This window comes from bacterium (assembly GCA_026708015.1).
In the GTDB taxonomy this organism is placed as follows: Bacteria; Actinomycetota; Acidimicrobiia; order Acidimicrobiales; family Bin134; genus Poriferisocius.
In genome coordinates, this window is sequence record JAPOVT010000016.1 from 21,783 (window position 1) to 40,830 (window position 19,048).

General features: G+C 65.2%; 16 protein-coding genes. 11 read left to right on the top strand and 5 right to left on the bottom strand.

Features of this window, described 5'->3' with window-relative positions:
- Positions 1 to 12: 12 nt before the first annotated feature.
- Complete coding sequence (locus OXG30_03330) at positions 13 to 2,394, top strand: MMPL family transporter (protein MCY4133932.1); 2,382 nt, start codon at positions 13 to 15, stop codon at positions 2,392 to 2,394.
- Between the two features lie 9 nt (positions 2,395 to 2,403).
- Entirely contained in the window at positions 2,404 to 3,189 is a 786-nt protein-coding gene (locus OXG30_03335) for an SDR family NAD(P)-dependent oxidoreductase (protein ID MCY4133933.1), read from the top strand.
- A gap of 19 nt (positions 3,190 to 3,208) precedes the next feature.
- Here the strand turns inward: OXG30_03335 and OXG30_03340 are convergent, their stop codons facing one another.
- Positions 3,209 to 4,012, bottom strand: a complete 804-nt coding sequence (locus OXG30_03340) for a thioesterase family protein (protein ID MCY4133934.1) — start codon at positions 4,010 to 4,012, stop codon at positions 3,209 to 3,211.
- Positions 4,013 to 4,073: 61 nt separating this feature from the next.
- Here OXG30_03340 and OXG30_03345 point away from each other — a divergent pair, with 61 nt between their 5' ends.
- Positions 4,074 to 5,024, top strand: a complete 951-nt coding sequence (locus OXG30_03345) for an alpha/beta hydrolase (GenBank protein MCY4133935.1) — start codon at positions 4,074 to 4,076, stop codon at positions 5,022 to 5,024.
- 6 nt (positions 5,025 to 5,030) lie between these two features.
- Here OXG30_03345 and OXG30_03350 read toward each other — a convergent pair whose 3' ends face one another.
- Both OXG30_03350 and OXG30_03355 read right to left on the bottom strand, forming a co-directional pair.
- Positions 5,031 to 5,198 (bottom strand): hypothetical protein, encoded by a 168-nt coding sequence (locus OXG30_03350; protein MCY4133936.1) that lies wholly within the window; start codon positions 5,196 to 5,198, stop codon positions 5,031 to 5,033.
- Positions 5,199 to 5,679: 481 nt separating this feature from the next.
- On the bottom strand, positions 5,680 to 7,785 hold the full coding sequence (locus tag OXG30_03355) for a DUF3516 domain-containing protein (protein ID MCY4133937.1): 2,106 nt from the start codon (positions 7,783 to 7,785) through the stop codon (positions 5,680 to 5,682).
- A gap of 585 nt (positions 7,786 to 8,370) precedes the next feature.
- On the opposite strand from OXG30_03355, the gene OXG30_03360 reads away from it, so the two are divergent.
- Positions 8,371 to 8,586 carry a helix-turn-helix domain-containing protein gene (locus OXG30_03360; protein ID MCY4133938.1) on the top strand — a complete coding sequence of 72 codons (216 nt, stop codon included), beginning with the start codon at positions 8,371 to 8,373 and terminating at the stop codon, positions 8,584 to 8,586.
- 63 nt (positions 8,587 to 8,649) lie between these two features.
- Here the strand turns inward: OXG30_03360 and OXG30_03365 are convergent, their stop codons facing one another.
- On the bottom strand, positions 8,650 to 10,362 hold the full coding sequence (locus OXG30_03365) for an amidohydrolase family protein (GenBank protein MCY4133939.1): 1,713 nt from the start codon (positions 10,360 to 10,362) through the stop codon (positions 8,650 to 8,652).
- Positions 10,363 to 10,443: 81 nt separating this feature from the next.
- On the opposite strand from OXG30_03365, the gene OXG30_03370 reads away from it, so the two are divergent.
- From OXG30_03370 to OXG30_03380, 3 genes are all read left to right on the top strand, one after another.
- On the top strand, positions 10,444 to 10,722 hold the full coding sequence (locus OXG30_03370) for a type II toxin-antitoxin system Phd/YefM family antitoxin (protein MCY4133940.1): 279 nt from the start codon (positions 10,444 to 10,446) through the stop codon (positions 10,720 to 10,722).
- Positions 10,719 to 11,135 (top strand): type II toxin-antitoxin system VapC family toxin, encoded by a 417-nt coding sequence (locus tag OXG30_03375; protein MCY4133941.1) that lies wholly within the window; start codon positions 10,719 to 10,721, stop codon positions 11,133 to 11,135. The genes OXG30_03370 and OXG30_03375 overlap by 4 nt, the downstream gene beginning before the upstream one ends.
- Positions 11,136 to 11,495: 360 nt before the next feature.
- The gene (locus OXG30_03380; protein MCY4133942.1) at positions 11,496 to 11,696 is read left to right on the top strand and encodes a hypothetical protein; all 201 of its coding nucleotides are present in this window, start codon (positions 11,496 to 11,498) and stop codon (positions 11,694 to 11,696) included.
- Between the two features lie 60 nt (positions 11,697 to 11,756).
- Here the strand turns inward: OXG30_03380 and OXG30_03385 are convergent, their stop codons facing one another.
- Complete coding sequence (locus tag OXG30_03385; GenBank protein ID MCY4133943.1) at positions 11,757 to 13,472, bottom strand: amidohydrolase family protein; 1,716 nt, start codon at positions 13,470 to 13,472, stop codon at positions 11,757 to 11,759.
- 76 nt (positions 13,473 to 13,548) lie between these two features.
- Between OXG30_03385 and OXG30_03390 the strand changes: the two genes are divergently transcribed.
- The 4 genes from OXG30_03390 (at position 13,549) to OXG30_03405 (ending at position 18,953) form a co-directional block, all read left to right on the top strand.
- A complete protein-coding gene (locus OXG30_03390) occupies positions 13,549 to 14,751 on the top strand; it encodes an amidohydrolase family protein (GenBank protein MCY4133944.1) in 1,203 nt (400 codons plus the stop codon).
- Between the two features lie 54 nt (positions 14,752 to 14,805).
- Positions 14,806 to 16,320 (top strand): GMC family oxidoreductase, encoded by a 1,515-nt coding sequence (locus tag OXG30_03395; GenBank protein MCY4133945.1) that lies wholly within the window; start codon positions 14,806 to 14,808, stop codon positions 16,318 to 16,320.
- Positions 16,321 to 16,341: 21 nt separating this feature from the next.
- Entirely contained in the window at positions 16,342 to 17,499 is a 1,158-nt protein-coding gene (locus OXG30_03400) for an amidohydrolase family protein (protein ID MCY4133946.1), read from the top strand.
- A 1,163-nt stretch (positions 17,500 to 18,662) separates the two neighbouring features.
- A complete protein-coding gene (locus OXG30_03405; protein ID MCY4133947.1) occupies positions 18,663 to 18,953 on the top strand; it encodes a hypothetical protein in 291 nt (96 codons plus the stop codon).
- The last annotated feature ends 95 nt before the right edge of the window (positions 18,954 to 19,048 follow it).

Consider the following 19,048-nt stretch of genomic DNA (forward strand, 5'->3'; position numbering starts at 1 on the left):
CTCTGCACCTTCATGCTGGACCGGTACGCCCGCCTGGTCACCCGCTCCCCCTGGCGCACTATCGCGGTGATCGCCCTCATTACCGCGGCCATGCTGCCCGGGGTTGCCTTGACCACCGAGGAGCCCGACGCGATGGGGTCGTTCGTGCCCGCGGGCAGCGACCTGGCTCGGGCAGTAGAGGAGCTGGAGGCTCGGTTCCCCGAATCGGGCGCGTTCACCAGCGCGCAGATCGTGGCCCGGGGAAACGTGACGTCTCCCGACGTCATCCGAGAGGTCATCGCCCGCTCGGAAATGGCCCTGGCCCACCCCGAAGTGGCGCCCTTCGTTCCCCAAGACGGCCAACCAGTAGTCCGCAGCTACGCCCATTTGATCGTGGCGCTGGCCGGCGTGCCACCGGCCCAGCTCACCGCTGAGGACGTAGCCCGGGCGCTGGCTGTCGATCCCGCTGCTGATCCCCGAGCGGCTCAGTTCGACCAATTGCTCAGCGATAACGCCGGATTGGGCCAGGTCAGATTGCAACAGATCGACCTTCCCGACCTGGACTCCTTCGACGCCCTGTTGGTGGTCAATGACGTGATCCAGGAGGGCGACTACGGGCCGAACGCTTCGGCCCGCACCCTGTCCAACGCCCGATTCCAGCAGGGGGCCCAGCAGGCCCTGACCGATAGCGGATTCTTGTTCCCTCTGGCGCTGGTGGTGATGGTGGTCGTTTTGGCGGTGCTCTTCCGGTCTCCGGCCGACACCGCAATCACGATCATCGGTGTGGTCTTGACTGCTCTGTGGCAGATCGGCCTTTCGGGCTACCTCGGCCCCGACGGCCTGGACAAGATCAACGGCATCACACCGATCAGCATCATCGTGCCGGTGCTGCTGGTGGGCCTGACGGTGGACTATTCGCTCCAGATCGTGTCCCGCCGCCGTGAGGAACGCGATGCCGACCCGCGCCGGGCCACCAGCCGGGCCGTGTCCCTCACCGGCGCGGCCATCGGCTTGGGGGCGCTGACCACCGCCCTCAGCTTCTTGACCAATTTGGCCAGTCCCCTGTCTCCCATCAGGGACTTCGGCATATTGGCGGCCTGCGGGATCATCGCTGGGTTCTTCATCATGACGTCGCTGGTGCCCGCGGTGAGGATACTGGGCGACCGTCGGCGGATAGCCCGAGGGCGGCCATTGAGAACCCGGCCCGTGATTGACTCCGTTCCCGGGGTGCGCCGCCTACTGGAACCGATGGTGGCCCGCTGCGCCCGCCATCCCAAGCTCACCCTGCTGGCCGTCGCCGCGCTGGCTGGTGCCGCGGTAGCGGGTGGGATCAACGTGGACACCGAGTTCAAAGAGGACGAGTTCTTGCCCGAGGATTCTGAAGTGGTGCAAGACATCCGCCTGGCCCGTCAAGAGGTCGGCGGACTGAGCACCACGATCACCGGAGTGGTCATCACCGATCTGGATGATCCGACCGCGGCAAAAGCGTTGGTGGCGCTGGACGACCGGCTGCGGGGACCTGGACCCGGGTCGGGCGGATCGGCGCCTCCAGGCTTGGAGCAGCCCGAACATGTGGTCGGCGTGGGTGGCACCACGCTGGTATCGCTGGCCTCTGAGACGGTGCCCAATGCCCGAGCGGTGCTCACCCAGGGATCATCCGACGACCTAGGCCAGTTGTACCGCCAGGTGTCGGAGGCCGCCCCCGATGACTTTGCGAAGATCGCCTCACTGGCCGATTCATCGGGCAATGACGTGACCATCATCCCGATTCAGGCCTATTTCGGGAGCGACAGCGATGCCCGCGATCTCTACAACGCGTCTGGCGACCTCTGGGCTGACGACGCTCCCGGCCATTTCACGGTGACGGGGGCTCAAATCAACCCGGGGGTAACCACCAATGCGGTGGCCCGCAGCCAGACAACCGCCACGTTCATCACCGTCCTCACCGCGCTCGCCCTGCTCACGGTGTACTTCTGGAGGGCCCACCGCCGACCGCTGCTGGGAGCGATCACGGTAGCCCCCATCGTGGTGGTGCTGATACTGCTGCTGGGATTCATGTGGGTGATGGGCATCAACTACAACGCGCTCACCGCGCTGTTGACGTCGCTAACCATCGGCATCGGGGTGGACTACACCATCCACTTCGCCCATCGGTACCTGCACGAACGCGAACGAGGAACCGAGATCGCCGACGCGCTGACAATCACCGCCAACAGCGTCGGCGGGGCGCTGTTCGGGTCGGCCACCACCACTGCGTTGGGCTTCATCGTGCTGGCCTTCGCCCCCCTGCTGGCGGTGAGCCAACTCGGGATTCTGATTGCCATCACCGGGATTTTGTCGATGATGGCCGCGGTGATCATCCTTCCCTGCCTGCTGGTGCTGGCCGACCGCCGCGCCCAACCGGTGTCGGGATAGGGTCCGGGCGTGTCGTTTTCGGTTGACGGCTCAGTGGCAGTGGTCACCGGAGCAACCCGGGGCATCGGCCGTCAGATCGCCTTCCGGCTGGGACGGGCCGGGGCCCGGCTGGTGGTAGTAGGGCGCACCGGGACCGACGGCCCCAATGCCTTGTTGCCGGGGTCGCTGCCCGAAGCGGTAGCCGCACTGGGTGCCGAGGGCATCGAGGCCCGCAGCGTGCAGGCCAACCTGACCTCGCCCGACGAAACCGCCCGCATCGTGGACCGAACCCTGGAGTGGTACGGGGGCTGCGACATCCTGGTCAACAACGCGGGCTACACCTCCAATGGCCCGATCATCGACGTGCCCTGGTCGCGCTGGGAGCGGGCGTTCCGAGTGCAGGTGGTGGGGCCGATGCAGCTGTGCCAGGGCTTGGTACCGGGGATGCTGGAGCGGGGCCGGGGCCGGGTGCTCAGCGTGAGCTCGGGGTCGGCCACCGCCATCAGCCCCAACCTGGCCCTGTACTCCACGTCCAAGCAGGCCATGGAGCGGTGGAATGCCTCCATGCACTTGGAGGTCGGAGGCCGAGGAGTGGCGTTCAACGTGTTGCGGGTGGACACCATCGTGTCCACCGAGGGGTGGTGGCACGTCTACAACACCCAGGGCGCCGAGATCGCCACCGGCGGCGCCGGCCTGGAAACCCTCAAGACCCCCGAATACACCGCGGAATGCGCCGACTGGATGATCCGCCAACCCGACGACTGGAGCGGCCAAGTCGTCGGCTTCGACGACATCACCGCCCTCGGCGGCCCCTGACATTGCTGGTTGTGCCCGGTCAGTAGCGAGCCCGGGTCTCAATAAACACCGAGGCGTTGCTGAGGGCGCACAGACCATCCTCGTCAAAAAGCCGGGCCTTAGATTGCCCAATTCCGTCGGCGTCGACCCAGGTCTCGGCGTCGACGCAAATCCCATCACTGGTGGGATAGCGCAGCACGTGGATGGTCAAGTCGGGGTTGATTGACACAAATTGGTCGTAGGGCAAAAACGCGCCCAAACCGCTGGTGAAGTCAGAAAGCGCCATCAGCCGAACCAAGGGAGATGTCTCCTCTCCTCGCACGAACGGCACCAAGAATCGAACCCAGGTCTTGCTGGGCGAACCTCCGCGGAAACTGCCGACCACCCGGTCAAATTCCACCACGTGGGGAAATCCCTCGGGCATATCCGCCCGGGGGTTGAATGACAGCGGCTGGTCGGAGCTTCCCGGCGGGGGTGGGAGTAGTACCTCGGGCTGGCGGTAGGGCGCCATGTCGATGCCCGCACCGGTCCGCACCGACATGGCGACAGCCGACGCCACCAGCAGGTCACCGTCGTGGAGTTCGGCTCGAACAGTTTGGATCCGCTTGCCGGTGCGGAGCACCTCGGTGGAAATGGCCAGCGGCTTCACTGGCACTCTCCGCAGCATGTCGAGGGTGAAGCGGGCGACCCGCATGGGCACCGGCGCAGGCACTTGTTCCACCGCCCGGGCCAGCAATCCGGCTACCGCGCCGCCATGCTGGGCACCGGCGTCCCACGGCCCCTGTGCGTAGATCGTCGGAATGACCGCGTCGCCGTCTTGATAGAAAATGGCATCGTCGCCCACAAAGGGGCAACGTAGTACCGCCCTGCTCGATGCCACGAGACGAAACAGACGGGAGACACCGATGAAGCTCTGGGACGAAACGATCGACGGTTACCGCCCTGAGGCACGGGAAATGCTGGCAGCTCTTGCGGAGGCCTTCCCCGCGGCCGGAGGCGACCTCCCTGAAGACCCCGTGACCCGAGTCCAGATCCAGCGCCAGAACATGATTGCCGTCGAACCCGAGCCGTCGGCAATGGCGGTCGAGTCCACCATTCCGGGTCCGGGCGGAGACATTCCGGTGCGGCTCTTTGAGCCGGAGGAGCCACGGACCATGTTCCTGCACATCCACGGCGGCGGCTGGCTTTTGGGCCGTCCCCAAATGAGCGATCCGGGAAATGAGCACCTGGCCACCCACCACGGGTTGGCCGTTTTGTCGGTGGACTACCGGCTGGCCCCCGAGCACCCCTACCCCGCCGGACCCGACGACTGCGAGGCGGCCGCGGCCTGGATGCTGGAGCACGGCCCCGAGCGCTGGGGCACCGACAAGATGTTCATCGGCGGCGAGTCGGCCGGGGGGCATCTGGCCGCCGTCACCATGCTGCGGGTGCGGGACCGCCTCGGCGCCATCGACCGGGTGCTGGGCGCCAATCTGGTATTCGGCTGGTACGACCTGAGGGGCACCCCTTCGATCTTCGGCAATGGCGGCAACCCAGACATCTTGGACCCAGCAGGTCTTCAGTTCATGATCGAGTCATTTACGCCGGGCATGTCCGAGGCCGAGCGACGCGATCCCGATGTGTCACCGCTGTTTGCCGACCTAACCGGTCTGCCCCCCTGCCTGGTAACGGTGGGCGCCAATGACCATCTCCTGGACGACTCGCTTTTCTTCGCCACCCGGCTGGCTGCCGCCGAGTCGCCAGTGGAGTTGGCCGTTTATCCCGACTCCCCCCACGGATTCATGGTCTTCCCCTCCGAGATGACCAAGACCCACGCCAAGCGCTTCGACGCCTGGATCGCCTCGCTGCTGCCCTGAGGCTGCTCAGTCATCGAAGTCCTCTTGATCCAGCACCAAGTCCCAGCGGTCGCCACAGTCTGAGCACCGATAGGCCACCGTGTCGCCGGGCAGAGGTGGATCATCCTCAGGCCAGTGCGTGAGCCGGTGACACCACCCCCCACAATCCACGCACACGATCCGGTCGGCGATCACCAACCCAGTGTGCCATCCTTGCCTGCCGATTCGATCAAGATGCTTTGAGAAACACCTAGAATCGCTCAGCCAGGAGACCGCGGTCGGGCTTAGCCGCTCGCAGGCTAGGCGCAACGCTCGATTCGTATGTTGCAGACTAACGCACTGTCACTTTATTGGTCTTCCCTCCACAACGCGACGTAGGAGCTTTTCGGCTTCGGGGGATTTCTTCCAACTACGTGCCGGAGCCCGCCAGTAGGCTTCAAAATCCTCGACTGAGTCGAACTCGCCTACCCCTGCCACCAGTTGCTCGATCTTTTGAACTGAGCCGATGTACTCCCGAGTGGCTGAGGCTCGCTTAGTTGAGGCAATCCGCCAAGATTCGTGGACTACCAATTGAAGATCGCTGATTCGCTCGGGTCGATCCTTGTGAAAGTCGTACATCGCCACGATCGCAAAGTGCTCACCGTAGTCATTAGAGCAATATCGGAGACACGTCCGCTCACCCGTTGCGCAGGCTCTCCCATTCGTCGAGGAGGCTGGAGTCCGTGGTGCGCAGGAGGGTGCCGAGTTCGGCGGTAAGACTGGCCAAGGCGTCGTTGACTGCGGCGGCGGGAACGGTTTGGACTAGGGCTTTGTAGCAGTCGGACAGATAGCGCAATAGCGCTCCCTCGGAACGCTTGATGCCGTAGCGGGAGACGTACTGGTTGAAGGTGTCACCAACCTCCATGAGATCGCGGGCCACCGATTTGGGGCTGGGGCGGTCGTGGCCCACCCAAGGGTGGTAGCGGGCGAACACCGCGAAGGCCGGCTCGATGAACTCGACCTCGGGGCGGGGCCATGTGACCTCCGACAGCCGCTCAAGGCGCTCTTCGTAGGACACTCGCTCAGCCTTGAGCTGGGCCATGAGATCATCGCGGGCCTTGTCCCGTTGGGCCAACAGCACCACCGTGGGGTCTTCCAGCACCGACTCCACCACGCTGAGCGCCTGCCAGTGGTAATCGGGCGCCTCGATTTCCAGTGCTTCCAGCGCCTCCACGGCGAACAGACCGAGCGGCTGGTTCAAACGGAATTCGTCTTGGAGGTCGAGGTTCACCCGCACCGGGCGGCCCAAGTCGTCGGGCTCGTCGAGCACCTCGACGATTTCGGCGTCGATGAGCGACCGGAATACCCCTATTGCCCGGCGGATGTGGTTTCGCTGGCGGGATCGGGGCTCGTGGTTCTCAACCAGCAAGCGCTTCATGGCCGCGCAGCCGTCGCCGGGCCGTTCGAGCACGTTGAGCATCATGGAGTGGGTCACCGCGAAGCTCGATTCCAGGGTCTCGGGTTGGCCGTGCCAAAGCCGGTTCAAGGTGTCGTTGTCATAGTGGGCATAGTTGTGCTCGGGCGGCTTTTTCTTCACCAGCTTGCGGCGCTTCACCGGATCGGACGCCGCTTTGGCCTCAGCCCGGCGGTTCTCGATTACGTGCTCGGGAGCCTGCACCCACACGCTGCCCTCCTCGTCGAACCCCTTGCGACCTGCCCGTCCGGCGATCTGCTGGAAGTCCCGCACCGACAGCACCCGGGTGCGACGGCCGTCGTACTTGTACAAGCGGGTGAACAGCACGGTGCGGATGGGCACATTCACCCCCACGCCCAGGGTGTCGGTGCCGCAGATCAGCTTCAGGTGCCCTTGCTGGGCCAGCTTCTCCACCAGCAGCCGGTACTTGGGCAGCAGCCCGGCATGGTGTACCCCCATCCCGGCCAGCACGAAGCGGCGCAGGTCTTTGCCGAATGGGGTGTCGAAGCGAAAGCCCCCCACCGCATCTTTGACCGCGGCCTTGGCTTGGGCATCCAGCACGTCGAGGCTGGTGAGACTCTGGGCCTGGGCGGTGGCCTCCCGCTGGGTGAAGTGGACGATGTACACCGGCGCCCTTTCTGCCCCCAGCAGTTCAGCGATGGAAACATGCAGAGGCGTTTCCCGATACTCCACATCAAGCGGCACTGGCCGTTGGGCCGAGGCCACCAGAGCGGTGGGCCGGTCATTTCGCTTGCTCAGATCTCGGCGCAGGGCGAGGGTGTCGCCCAGAGTGGCCGACATCAGCAGGAACTGAGGTCGGCTCAGCTCCAGCAGCGGCACCTGCCAGGCCCAGCCCCGGTCCCGGTCGCCGTAGTAGTGGAACTCGTCCATCACCACCAGGTCGGCGTCAGTCTCAGGGCCGGAGTGCAGGGCCCGCAGCGCCAAGATCTCCGCAGTGCAGGCGATGACCGGGGCGTTCCCGTTCACGGTGGCGTCTCCGGTGACCATCCCCACCCACTCGGCTCCGAAAGCCGCTACCAGCTCGAAGAACTTCTCGCTGACCAACGCCTTGATCGGCGCCGTGTAGACCGCCCGACGGCCCTGGGCCAGCGCGGCGAAGGCCCCGGCCAGCGCCACCAGCGACTTGCCCGAACCGGTGGGGGTAGCCAATACCACGTTGTCGCCCGCCAGCAGCCGCAGCACCGCCTCCTCCTGGTGGGGGTACAGCTCCAGCCCAGCCGCCTCGGCCCAATCGCAGAACGCCCCCAACAGCTCGTCGGGATCACCGGTGCCGGGCATGAAATCACCGAGTGGCGGAGGAGCAGACATGGCCCTACCAGGGTAGGGGTGGACTAAGAGGGCGCGCGGATAGGTAACCTACCTGGGATAACGCCGTCGAGGGATATCTCATTGAGAAACCTGTCACCTGCGGATACGCGCCAATCCGCGCGTCCGCCTAGCGATTCAGGAAACGATATGGTTCACCTATCCGCTCGGCCCCTAAGCGTGGGAGGCTACGGGATAGCACTCATGACCCCGATTTGGCCTCCGCCCGGCCACTTTGGACCGCTTCGCCGACGAGGTAGTCGGTCGATTCTGTTCATGGTACGTGACCGACGGGGCGGCAAATCTGTTTATTTCAGAAAAACATACTTAAATCTTGAAAATACTATGCCTTTGGCTCACCTACGCCGGACTTCCCAAGAATCGTCCACAAAGCCCCAGGTCACGGCGGTATTCGAAGTCATCCACAGAATAGTCCACAGAAATCACAGCGAGACGGACAGCAAGATCTCGTCGCTCAATGGCTCTAGGCGGGAATCATTCGAGAGTTTGCCTCGCGACAATGCCCGCTCCATTTCCGTCTTGGCCGTGCTCAGCGACTGGGGCGAAGCCACTGAAAGGAGCAGACACATGAATCACCATATCGAAAACCTCATCGGCCCGGACGCGGCATGCCAGATGCTCGGCGTCGACCAGCGCAGTTTGCTGAGAGGCATCAACGACGGCATCGTTCCCGCCTACAGCATCGGCGGGGCCGTTCGATTCCGGCCCTCCGAGTTGCATCACCCCGCGCTCAGTGGACTTGACGAGCACTACCGAGCCAAAGACGAGCACTTCGCCGCCTGACCCCACCCCCAAGCCTCTGCCCCCGACTGCGTACACCCCCGCGCGGTCGGGGGCGGACGGGGCTCAGGGCAATACGGTCTCGGTGTCGCGACCGGAGCGCAGCACAGTTCCCGGGGTGGCTCCGGTCACCTGCCCGTCGACCACGATGTCGGTACCGCCCACCAGCACCCGGTGTACACCCTGGGCCCCGGCAAACAGACGCATGCAGTCGCCGGGCAGATCGGTGCGGGCCTCGATGGGGTCGGAGGCCACGGTGGACGGATCGAACAGCACCAGATCGGCGTGCCAGCCCTCGGCCACCCGGCCCCGATCCTTCAGGCCGAACAGGCGGGCCGGCACGTCGGTCATCAGCCGCACCGCCTCCTCCAGCGGCAACAGCCCCCGGGCCCGCACGATGTCGCCCAGAATGATGGTGAAGTAGCGGGTGCCGCACATACGGTCGAGATGCGCTCCAGCGTCGGAGCCACCCACGATCACCCGGGGATCCCGCCAATGCTCGGTTCGGTGGGCCCAACTCTCCGACGAGTCGTCGGCATTGATGGGCCACAAGTCGGTGCGCAGGTCGTCGGCTAGCACGATGTCGCACAGGGCGTCGAACGGCTCCTGCCCCCGCTCGGCAGCGATGTCGCCCACTCGACGACCGGTGAGCCCGTCGTTCTCCGGGGCAAAAGTGGTGCCGATCTCCATGTTCTGCCACTGGGCCATGTGGTAGAAGCCGCCGCTGCCGGTCTGGGCCTGTTCATTGAGCCACCGCCGCGTCTCCGGGTCGGCCAGCGCGGCCATCTTCTCTTCGTGGGGAAGGTTCATGGTGTCCTTCCACCCCGGCATGTTGTACAGCGGGCAGTAGGTGGCAAAGCACAGCTTCAGCCCGCCGATGGTGGGCATCGACAGGGCCACGATGCGACCGCCCACCGCGGCGGCGGCGTCCGCCGCCCCGAGCTGGTGGTTGGTGCGGTCTTGGGTGTCGGCGCTGACGGTGAGCACGTTCCAGTTCAGGGGACGCTGGGCCCGGGCCGACATCTGGCTCATGAGCTCGATTTCCTCGTCGCTGAACATGCTGAGGCATCCGGAGGTGATGAACTCCAGCCAGGTCCCAGGATGGTCGGATACGGCTCCGGCCAGGGCCAGCACCTCCTCGGTGGAGGAGAACCGGCTGGGAACCGGTTCGTTGTCGCCGTCCCAATGGGTGTGGGCCAAGGACGTGGAGAACCCCATGCCTCCGGCAGCCAGCCCATCGTGGAGGGCCTGCACCATCCGGTCGAGTTGATCAGAGCTGGCGGGCTGATCGGCGTCAGATCCCATCACATAGCGGCGCAGCGCGGAGTGGCCCACCAAGAATCCGGCGTTGACCGCGGTCTTGCCGTCGAGGCTGTCCAAGAACTCCCCGAACGTCTCCCAGTCCCATGGAAGCCCTTGCTCCAGCGCCGGCAAGGGCATCCCCTCCACCATGGCCATCATCTCTTGCAGGTACCGGGCATCGTCGGGATTCACCGGGGCCAGGGAGAACCCGCAATTGCCCCCCAACACGGTGGTCACCCCGTGCATCGGCGATGGGGTGGCCGCCGGATCCCAGAACAGCTGGGCGTCGTAGTGGGTGTGGGGGTCGATGAACCCCGGTGCCACCGCCAGCCCCTCGGCATCCACCGTCCGAGATGCCGCCCCCTCGACCTTGCCGACCTCGACGATCCGCCCTCCAGCCACCGCCACATCGGCCACCACCGGCGCGGCCCCGGTCCCGTCCACCACCGTGCCGCCCCGAATCACCAGATCAAACATGGCCCCCACAGTAGGCGCGCCTCGGGTAGATATTACCAACCATAGTCATTGTCTATGGTCGTTTCTGTTACCCTGGCTGTCATGAAACCCCAAAGTGCCACTCGGGTCGTCCCAGCCGGGGAGTTCAAGACCAAGTGCCTTCAGCTTATGGACGAGGTGGATCAGACCGGTGAGGCGATTCTCATCACAAAACGGGGGCGGCCGGTTTCGCTATTGGTGCCGGTCACACCGCAAGCCCCTGGCATCCGCGGGCGATACAAGGACCGGATACGGATACCTGACGAGGGACTTCCCAAGACTTTCACCGCTGCCGAATGGGCTGACATCATCGACCACGCGGGGACAGACGACGCAGCATGATGCTCGACACCAACGTCTTGTTGTGGCACATCTTGGACGACACGCGCAAGGTCAGCTCCGCGTTGCTGGAGATGATCGACGCTGGTGTGGCCACCGGCGACGTGGCGGTTTCGGCCATCACCTTTTGGGAGATGAGACACGCCCGCCGCAAGAACCACCCGGCAGTCGTGCTACCCCCGATCGCTGGACTCCGTCAAGACCTGCTGCGCAGCGGGCTGCGAGAAATCCCCTTGAGTGGTGACATCCTCATCGACAGCATCGAACTCGCAGACAGCGGCTTCCACAGAGATCCGATGGACCAGATGATCGTGGCCACCGCGCTGAGCCAAAGCCTGCCCCTAGCCACCGCCGACCGCCGGATACAAGCCTGGGCCGACCAGACCGGACGACTGGAGCTCGTCCCCCTTCAATAGCCAGCCGCCGTCGGGAGCGATGGCGACGAACCACCCAACTCTGAAAAACCGTTGACGTCCTCGTTGCGGCATCGCTACAGTCACTACTGCCTGCCGGTCCGGCTAGTAGGCGTCAGCCGAATGCAGCCGACATACCGCGGCGATGGGACCCGGAACGCACGGGGTCCCTTTTTTGTGCCACGAACTGCCCGGCCCGCGATCTCCCCTCACCCCGACCCCACCCGATAGCTCGTCTAGCTCCGAAGCCGACTCTCTCTTCCGCCCCTTGATGCCTCTGGACCTCAAATGGCCTCTCCATACCCATGTCCATCAGCCGAAATAGGCTGCGGTCTACGCAAGAACCGCCGGTAGGGTGGCCGCGTGGTGGTGGAACTAGACCTCAGCCCTGACAGCGAAACAGCCCTATTGGCTGAGGCTGAGCAGGCGGGACTCACCGTGGAAGAGATAGTCCATCGCATCGTCATGACCTTCCTAGAGCAGCAAAGGAGCACCTCGTGGCTCGCTGAGGCTGAGAGGAATCTGGCGGTTCATGCCGAGACTTTGTGCCGACTGGGAGAGTGACCGGCGAGACTCCATTTCCCATACTGGGAGATCAGCTGGCAATTTGAAAGAGTGCCCGCCCTACGGCAGCACCGTCTCGGTGTCGCGGCCGGAGCGGAGGAGGGTGCCGGGGGTGGCGCCGGTTGACTCACCGGCGCTGATGATCTCGGTGCCGTTGACCAGCACGTGCTCGACGCCGACGGCGCCGGCATAGAGACGCTCGCAGCCGCCGGGCAGGTCGGTGCGCTCCACGATGGGCTCAGACGCCACGGTGTCGGGGTCGAACACCACCAGGTCGGCGCAATAGCCCTCGGCCACGCGGCCGCGGCCCTTGAGCCCGAACAATCGGGCGGGCTCGTCGGTCAGCAGTCGCACGCACTCCTCCAGCGACAGCAGGCCCCGGTCGCGCACCGCAGATGCCAGCATCTCGGTGGGGAATCGGGCGCCGCACATGCGGTCGAGGTGGGCGCCGGCATCGGAGCCCCCTACCAGCACCCGTTGGTCGCGCCACAGCTCGGCCCGCTGCTCCCAGGCCAAGTCGATGTCGTCTGATGACATAGGCCACAGCGCGGTGCGCAGGTCGTCGGCCACCACGATGTCGAGCAGGGCGTCGAACGGATCCACCCCCCGCTCGGCGGCGATGTCGCCCACCTTGCGCCCGGTCAGCCCGACGTTCTCCGGTGCGTAGGTGTCGCCGATCTCCATGTTGGCCCAGGTGGAGATGAACTGGAACGGGCCCTCAGAGCTGCGGGCCTGCTCGTCCAGCCACTGCCGCACGGCGGGGTCGGCCAGCTTGGCCTTCTTCTCGTCGTGGTCCAGGTACAGCACGTCGCCCCAGTTGGGCAGCAGGTACAGGGCGCAGTAGCTGGCAAAGCTCATTTTCAGCCCGCCGATGGACGGCATCGACAAGGCGACGATGCGGCCCCCGGCCTCGGCGGCCACATCCGAGGCCCGCAGCTGGTGCCGGGTGCGGTCCATCATCGTGGAGGCATGGGATAGGACATTCCAGTTGAGCGGCCGCTGGGCCCGGGCCGACATCTGGGTCATCAAGTCGACCTCTTCATCGCTGAAGAACGCATTGCAGCCGGTGATGATGAACTCCAGCCACGTGCCGGGATGGTCGCCCACCGCGTCGCACAGGGCCAGCATCTCGTCGCGGTCGGCGAAATACGACGGCACCGGGTCGTTGTTGCCGTCGGAGTGGGTGGTGGACTGTGACGACGAGAACCCCAGTCCGCCGGCCTCCAGCGCCTCGTGCAGCAGCCGCACCATCTCGGCCACCTGCTCAGGAGACGCAACATTCCCAGTGCCCTCGGCCCCCATCACATAGCGGCGCAGGGCCGAGTGGCCCACCAAGAACCCGGCGTTAACCCCGATGCGCCCGTCCAGCGCATCCAGATACTCGCCAAAGCTCGACCAACTCCACGGCAGTCCCTGCTCCAGAGCGGGCAGGGGCATTCCCTCCACCTTGGCCATCATCCGGCGGATGTAGTCGGCGTCGTCGGCCTTGAGCGGGGCCAGCGTGAACCCGCAGTTGCCCCCCAGCACGGTGGTCACCCCATGCTCGTTGGAGGGAGAGGCCAGCGGATCCCAGAACAGCTGGGCGTCGTAGTGGGTATGGGCGTCGATGAATCCCGGCGCCACCACCAGCCCGTCGGCATCCACAACCTGGGCCGCGGCCCCGTCAACCGCACCCACGGCGGTGATCCTCCCGCCGCTGATGCCCACGTCGGCGGCAAACCCCGGCGATCCAGTTCCGTCGACGACCGTTCCGCCCTTGATGATCAGATCCAGCATGGAGCCACAATACGCCAGTGGGTTTCCCAGACTCCCAGCGGGACTTGGGCACCCAACCGCGAAGTACGCTCGACCCATGCCGGAGATACCCAAGATCATCTCGGTGGACGACCACATAGTGGAGCCGCCCACCCTGTGGACCGACCGCCTGCCCCGCAAGTACGCCGACGTCGGACCCCGGGTCGTGCGGGAGAAGCTCTTCAAAGACCGGGCGATCATCAACCACATGCCGGAGTGGGTGGACAGCGATGTCGAGCGAACGATCGACTCCTGGCTATATGAGGACCTCAAGCACCCGTTAATCCGCCTCAGCGCCGCGTCGGGCTACCCCAAAGACGACCTCGGTCCCCAGCCGATCACCTATGACGACATCCGTCCCGGTTGCTGGCAGCAGCAAGCTCGCCTCGACGACATGGACCTCAACCACGTGGAAGCCGCCATGTGCTTCCCGATGTTCCCCCGCTTTTGCGGCCAGACATTCTTGGAGGCAAACGACAGGGAACTGGCCCTCTTGTGCGTGCAGGCCTACAACGACTGGATGATCGAGGAGTGGTGCGCGGGCACCGACAGCCGGCTGATCCCCTTGCCGCTCATCCCCCTGTGGGACCCCCAGCTGGCCGCCGCCGAAGTGCGCCGCAACGCCGAGCGGGGAGCGCACGCGGTCTCGTTCACCGAGCTGCCCACCAACCTCGGGCTGCCGTCGATCCACGACGCCGACGGGCACTGGGAACCGTTCTTCGCGGCCTGCGAGGAAACCGCCACCGTGGTGTGCATGCACATCGGGTCGGGGTCGCGCATGCCGTCCACCTCGGCCGACGCCCCGCCTGCGGTGATGTCCACTCTGACGTTCAACAACGCCATGGGATCGCTGGCCGACTGGCTGTTCTCCGGGGCGTTCATCCGCTACCCCGACATCAAGATCGCCTATAGCGAGGGGCAGATCGGGTGGATCCCCTACATCCTGGAGCGGGCCGACGTGGTGTGGGAGCAAAACCGGGGATGGAACGAGGTATGGGGGGTGATCCCCGAGCGACCCAGCACCTACTTTGCCGACCACGTGTACGGATGCTTCTTCGACGACCGCTTCGGACTGGCCAACATCGAGGCCATCGGCGCCGACAACGTGACCTTCGAGACCGACTACCCCCATAACGACAGCTCTTGGCCCCACACCAAGGAGCTTGCCGAGAAACTGTGCGAGGAATTGTCCGACGAGGTGATCTACAAGATCATGCGGGGAAACGCCATCAAGATGCTCCACCTGCCCTTCGACCACTGATGGCCACTGGCTGCAACCCGTGATCTGCCCTTCGACCAGTAGCAGTCGCTGCCCATGATCTACGACTTCGTGATCGTCGGCGGAGGCTCCACCGGCGCGGTGCTGGCCGCCCGTCTGTCGGAGAACTCCGACACGTCGGTGCTGTTGCTGGAAGCCGGCCCGGTCGAACCCGACGCCGACGCCGACCGGTTGGGCGCGGTGGACTTCTCCCACACCGGGCGGGACTGGGGATTCCGGGCCCGGACCACCGGCGACGCCACCGCCCCCTACCCCCAGGGACGGACGCTGGGCGGGGGCTCGGCAGTGAACGGAGGGGTGGCTCTTAGAGGGATGCCCAGCGACTACGACGCGTGGGCCAGTACCAACTGGTCGTGGGAGGCGATGGCCCCGTGTTTTCGCCGCCTGGAAGACGACCCCCTCGGCGGCGATATTCACGGAATTGGGGGCCCGATCCCCATTCACCGGACCGCCAAGGAGGAGTTGGTCACCCCCCAGCAACAACTCCAAGCAGCCGCCGAAGACAGCGGGCTGGCCTGGGTAGACGACCACAACGACGGCGTGTCAGAGGGCATCGGCCCGTCGCCCCAGAACGTGGTGGACGGCGTGCGGGTGTCCACCGCCATGGCCTATCTCCGCCCGGCCGACGGGCGGCCCAACCTCCGCATCATCGGCGACGCCCACGCCCACCACATCGTTATCGAGCGGGATCGGGCCACCGCGGTGGCTTACTCGCCAAACGGCAGCGGCTTGGAGCAGGTCCGGGGTCGCCACATCGTGGTCTGCGCGGGAGCGCTCAACTCCCCGGCGCTGCTCATGCGTTCGGGCATCGGCCCGGTACGGGACCTGGAGGCGGTGGGCATCCGCTCGGTGGCCGACCTCCCCGGGGTCGGCGCCAACCTCATGGACCATGTGGGAGCGTTCATCTTCGTGGTCCCCCCTGAAGGGGCAGTGCCCACCGAAATGGTGCAGCACCAACTGCTCATCCGCTACAGCTCCCCAGCCAGCCCGGTCACCAATGACATGCAGATCGGGATGATGAACCACTGGGACCTGAGCCAGAACCAGCCCCTGTCCGAGGTGTGCGGCTCGGAGCTGATCTGGGGAATCTGCGCCGGCATCCAGGCCCCCCGCTCCCGGGGACGGCTGCGGGTGCTGTCGCCCGATCCCGGCCACCCGCCGGTGATCGACCTGAACCTGCTCGACAGCCCCGACGACATCGCCCAGCTCACCGCCGGACTGCGGCTCTGCTACCGGCTAGCCACCCATGAGGCACTGGCCGACCGCTTCGAGCGGGTAGCGGTTCTCGACGAGGCGGCCTTCGCCGACGGAGACGACGGTGCCCTAGCCGACTACGCTCGGCAGTTCAGCTTTCCCTGGTACCACGCCTCGGGCACCTGCCGGATGGGACCCGACCCCGACACCGGCGATGTGGTCGACGACTACGGCCGGGTCCACGGCGTCGCCCGCCTATCGGTGTTCGACGCCTCCATCCTGCCGATGATCCCCCGGGCCAACACCAACCTGACCTGCATCGCCGTGGGCGAGCGGGCCGTCGAACTGCTGAAATGAAGGCATGAGAAAAGGAGCGCCATGAGCCCCACCGCCACGATGATCTCGTCCGACTCCCACATCATCGAGCCGCCCGACCTGTGGACCGAGCGGGTGAGCACCGGGCCGATGGCTGAGCGGGTGCCTCAAGTGCGCCGCGAGCCCGGCGGCGACTGGTGGTACATCGACGGCCGGCGCTCCATGTCGTTCCTGGGCTTTCAAGCCGGCAACCGGTTCGACCAAGACCCCGCCAAGCTCCGCATCGAGGCGTCGTTCGACGAGGTGCGTCCCGGGGCCTACGACCCGGAGAAGTTCATCGCCGACAACCGCACCGACGGGGTGGCCGCCTCAGTGATCTACCCCAGCGAGGCGCTGCTGGCTTACTCCATCCCTGACTCTGAGCTGTGCTCGGTCACCATGGCCGCCTACAACGACTTCATCGCCGACTTCTGTGCCTACGACCCCCAGCGACTGAAGGGCATCGCCCTCATAAACGTGGACGACATCGACGAGGCCATCGCCGAGATGACCCGGTGCCGCAACATGGGACTGTCGGGAGTGATGATCAGCGTGATGCCCCCCGCGGGCCAGGGCTACGACAACCCCCGCTATGAGCCGTTCTGGTCGGCCGCGGTCGACCTCGACATCCCCCTGTCCATGCACGTGGCCACCGGTCGGCACCTAGCCAGCGCCAGCGGCCAGACAAAGAACGATGTGAGGGCGGTGTCGGAGGCGGCGTTTTACCTGCAAGACCACTTCGTGCGGAAGTCGCTGGGCGAGATGATCTTCTCGGGGGTGTTCGAGCGCCATCCCAAGCTCAAGGCGGGATCGGTGGAGCACGAGGTGGGCTGGATCCCGTTCTGGCTGTTCCAGATGGACTACTGCTACACCGACCGGCCGCTGCGGGGCGACTGGCACCGCTTCGCCGATCCCGACGCCCGCCCCAGCCACTACTTCAGCTCCAATTGCTTCGTGAGCTTCCAGGAGGACGCGGTGGGCGTGAGGGTACGGGACACCTTTGGCGCCCACACGCTCATGTGGGGCTCCGACTACCCCCACACCGAGTCCACCTTCCCCCGGTCCCGAGAAGTGGTGGCCGAGACCCTGGCCGATGTGCCCGCCGACGAGCAGCAGATGATCGTGCGGGACAACTGCGCCGCCCTCTACGGCTTCGACCTCGATCTGCTCGAAAACGACTAGCCAAGACCAGAGATGGGGGGGGGACGGCTCGCGGCGCAGTCCACCTAGGGCTTCCCACCGACGCAGCTTCCTCGCGGCAAGCAACCAGCTGCATAAAACGCCTGCGGCTATGCCCGCCACCAAGAGATTAAGCACAAAAATGGCCGCATACTGCCCGTACGGTCGGTGTGACTCTGACATTTGTTGGATTGCCGGAGCGCCTATAGCGCCACCTATGCCACCAAGGAAGGGCATCTCGCCCCATTCGGGGTCGCCTTTCACGATCCTCGTTTTCCGCACTTCGGTGAAACGCTGCCGCCCTTTATGCCAGCGGCCCAGTAGGTGTCCCTGAGCAGAGGCCGAAGCGGTATCTTCGGCAGCATATGGTGGGTTGTTCAATGGGGTGCTGCCACGGAGTACCTGCCTGACATGGATCATGATTGGTTTAGATTCCTGTTAGTAGTTGTTGTTGGGGTCGCGGGACTGGTGCCCATGCAGCTGTGGTCCCGTTTCGTCGCGCGGCAGGAGAATGCCCGCGTGATCGAGGCGTAGGCACTCTGGACCAGGAAAGCGGGAAAGGCCACGCTGAGCGCCAGGGCTTCCAGGGATCGAGAATGGCCACCACGTCGCCTGGGAGAATCAGTCTGTTGATGACATGACCCCCAACCAGTGCCAGTAACCACGTATCCCACAAAAACGCGCAGGGCCGATTTTTTGGTTACCCTCTTGTAGTTGTACACCGCACGGGTTCTAGTCTCCGATGGCGGGCAATAGGTGCCGACCTGGCCGCTGATAATGACGGTCTGGCACGGCCGCTTATAGGTGTAGGTCTCAGTGAACGGCGCAACCCGAACCCGCCCGGTGACATAGCCATACACCGGAACCTGCCTGGTCTTGTTCACCCCAACCTTCTTCGTGCGGTCGAGTCTTCAAACACACAAAGGCCGCGGCCAGACACGAAGGAGGCCAAGCAAAAACCCGGCCATCGCAACTTGTCTGGCTCGCGGGAACGACCCCACGGCCCTTGTGTGTTGGTGGGGAAGCTACAGCAACAAAGGAACGTCGGGCAACAGCCGCAAAGCTGCGCTGGTAGGCTCGGCCCCGCGGCGGCGGCCCAACGAGTAACTGTCAAAGGGCCGCCGCCGCGATTAATTCAGCCGCCGGCTGGCAGCTACAATGGCCGCATGGCAGTTGTTCACGAAGAACCCTGCGAACAACCACCGGCGGAAGAACCAGCGGCGGCAACCCAGACCAGCTGGGAGACCAGCCCGGCGGTCAACATCGGCATGGCCGTGCTCTGCGCCGCCCTCATTCCGTTTGGTGTCATCGAACTCATCACCGAGCAGGGGTTCGCCCGGTTTCGCACCATTGGTGGTGTGGTGCCCGGGATTTCGTTCTTGTATACCTCCGGGTATTTCTCCGGGCGCTGGAGGCAGATAGCCGAGCGGCACCGCGCCCGTAACACGTCGGGCTAATCGAGCCGGCATCGGCTCCACGGCGTTCTCGCCGGGCTGACTGGCCCACGCCGGGTTGCAGCGCACCAGAGCGGCCGCGATGTGCTCGCCCGCCG

Coding starts and splice junctions, on each gene's coding strand:
- OXG30_03365 (MCY4133939.1), bottom strand. CDS start 10,362: ATGTTTGATCTGGTGATTCGGGGCGGCACGGTGGTGGACGGGACCGGG.
- OXG30_03400 (MCY4133946.1), top strand. CDS start 16,342: ATGAGCCCCACCGCCACGATGATCTCGTCCGACTCCCACATCATCGAG.
- OXG30_03370 (MCY4133940.1), top strand. CDS start 10,444: ATGAAACCCCAAAGTGCCACTCGGGTCGTCCCAGCCGGGGAGTTCAAG.
- OXG30_03375 (MCY4133941.1), top strand. CDS start 10,719: ATGATGCTCGACACCAACGTCTTGTTGTGGCACATCTTGGACGACACG.
- OXG30_03360 (MCY4133938.1), top strand. CDS start 8,371: ATGAATCACCATATCGAAAACCTCATCGGCCCGGACGCGGCATGCCAG.
- OXG30_03330 (MCY4133932.1), top strand. CDS start 13: ATGCTGGACCGGTACGCCCGCCTGGTCACCCGCTCCCCCTGGCGCACT.
- OXG30_03345 (MCY4133935.1), top strand. CDS start 4,074: ATGAAGCTCTGGGACGAAACGATCGACGGTTACCGCCCTGAGGCACGG.
- OXG30_03405 (MCY4133947.1), top strand. CDS start 18,663: ATGGCAGTTGTTCACGAAGAACCCTGCGAACAACCACCGGCGGAAGAA.
- OXG30_03385 (MCY4133943.1), bottom strand. CDS start 13,472: ATGCTGGATCTGATCATCAAGGGCGGAACGGTCGTCGACGGAACTGGA.
- OXG30_03390 (MCY4133944.1), top strand. CDS start 13,549: ATGCCGGAGATACCCAAGATCATCTCGGTGGACGACCACATAGTGGAG.
- OXG30_03395 (MCY4133945.1), top strand. CDS start 14,806: ATGATCTACGACTTCGTGATCGTCGGCGGAGGCTCCACCGGCGCGGTG.
- OXG30_03355 (MCY4133937.1), bottom strand. CDS start 7,785: ATGTCTGCTCCTCCGCCACTCGGTGATTTCATGCCCGGCACCGGTGAT.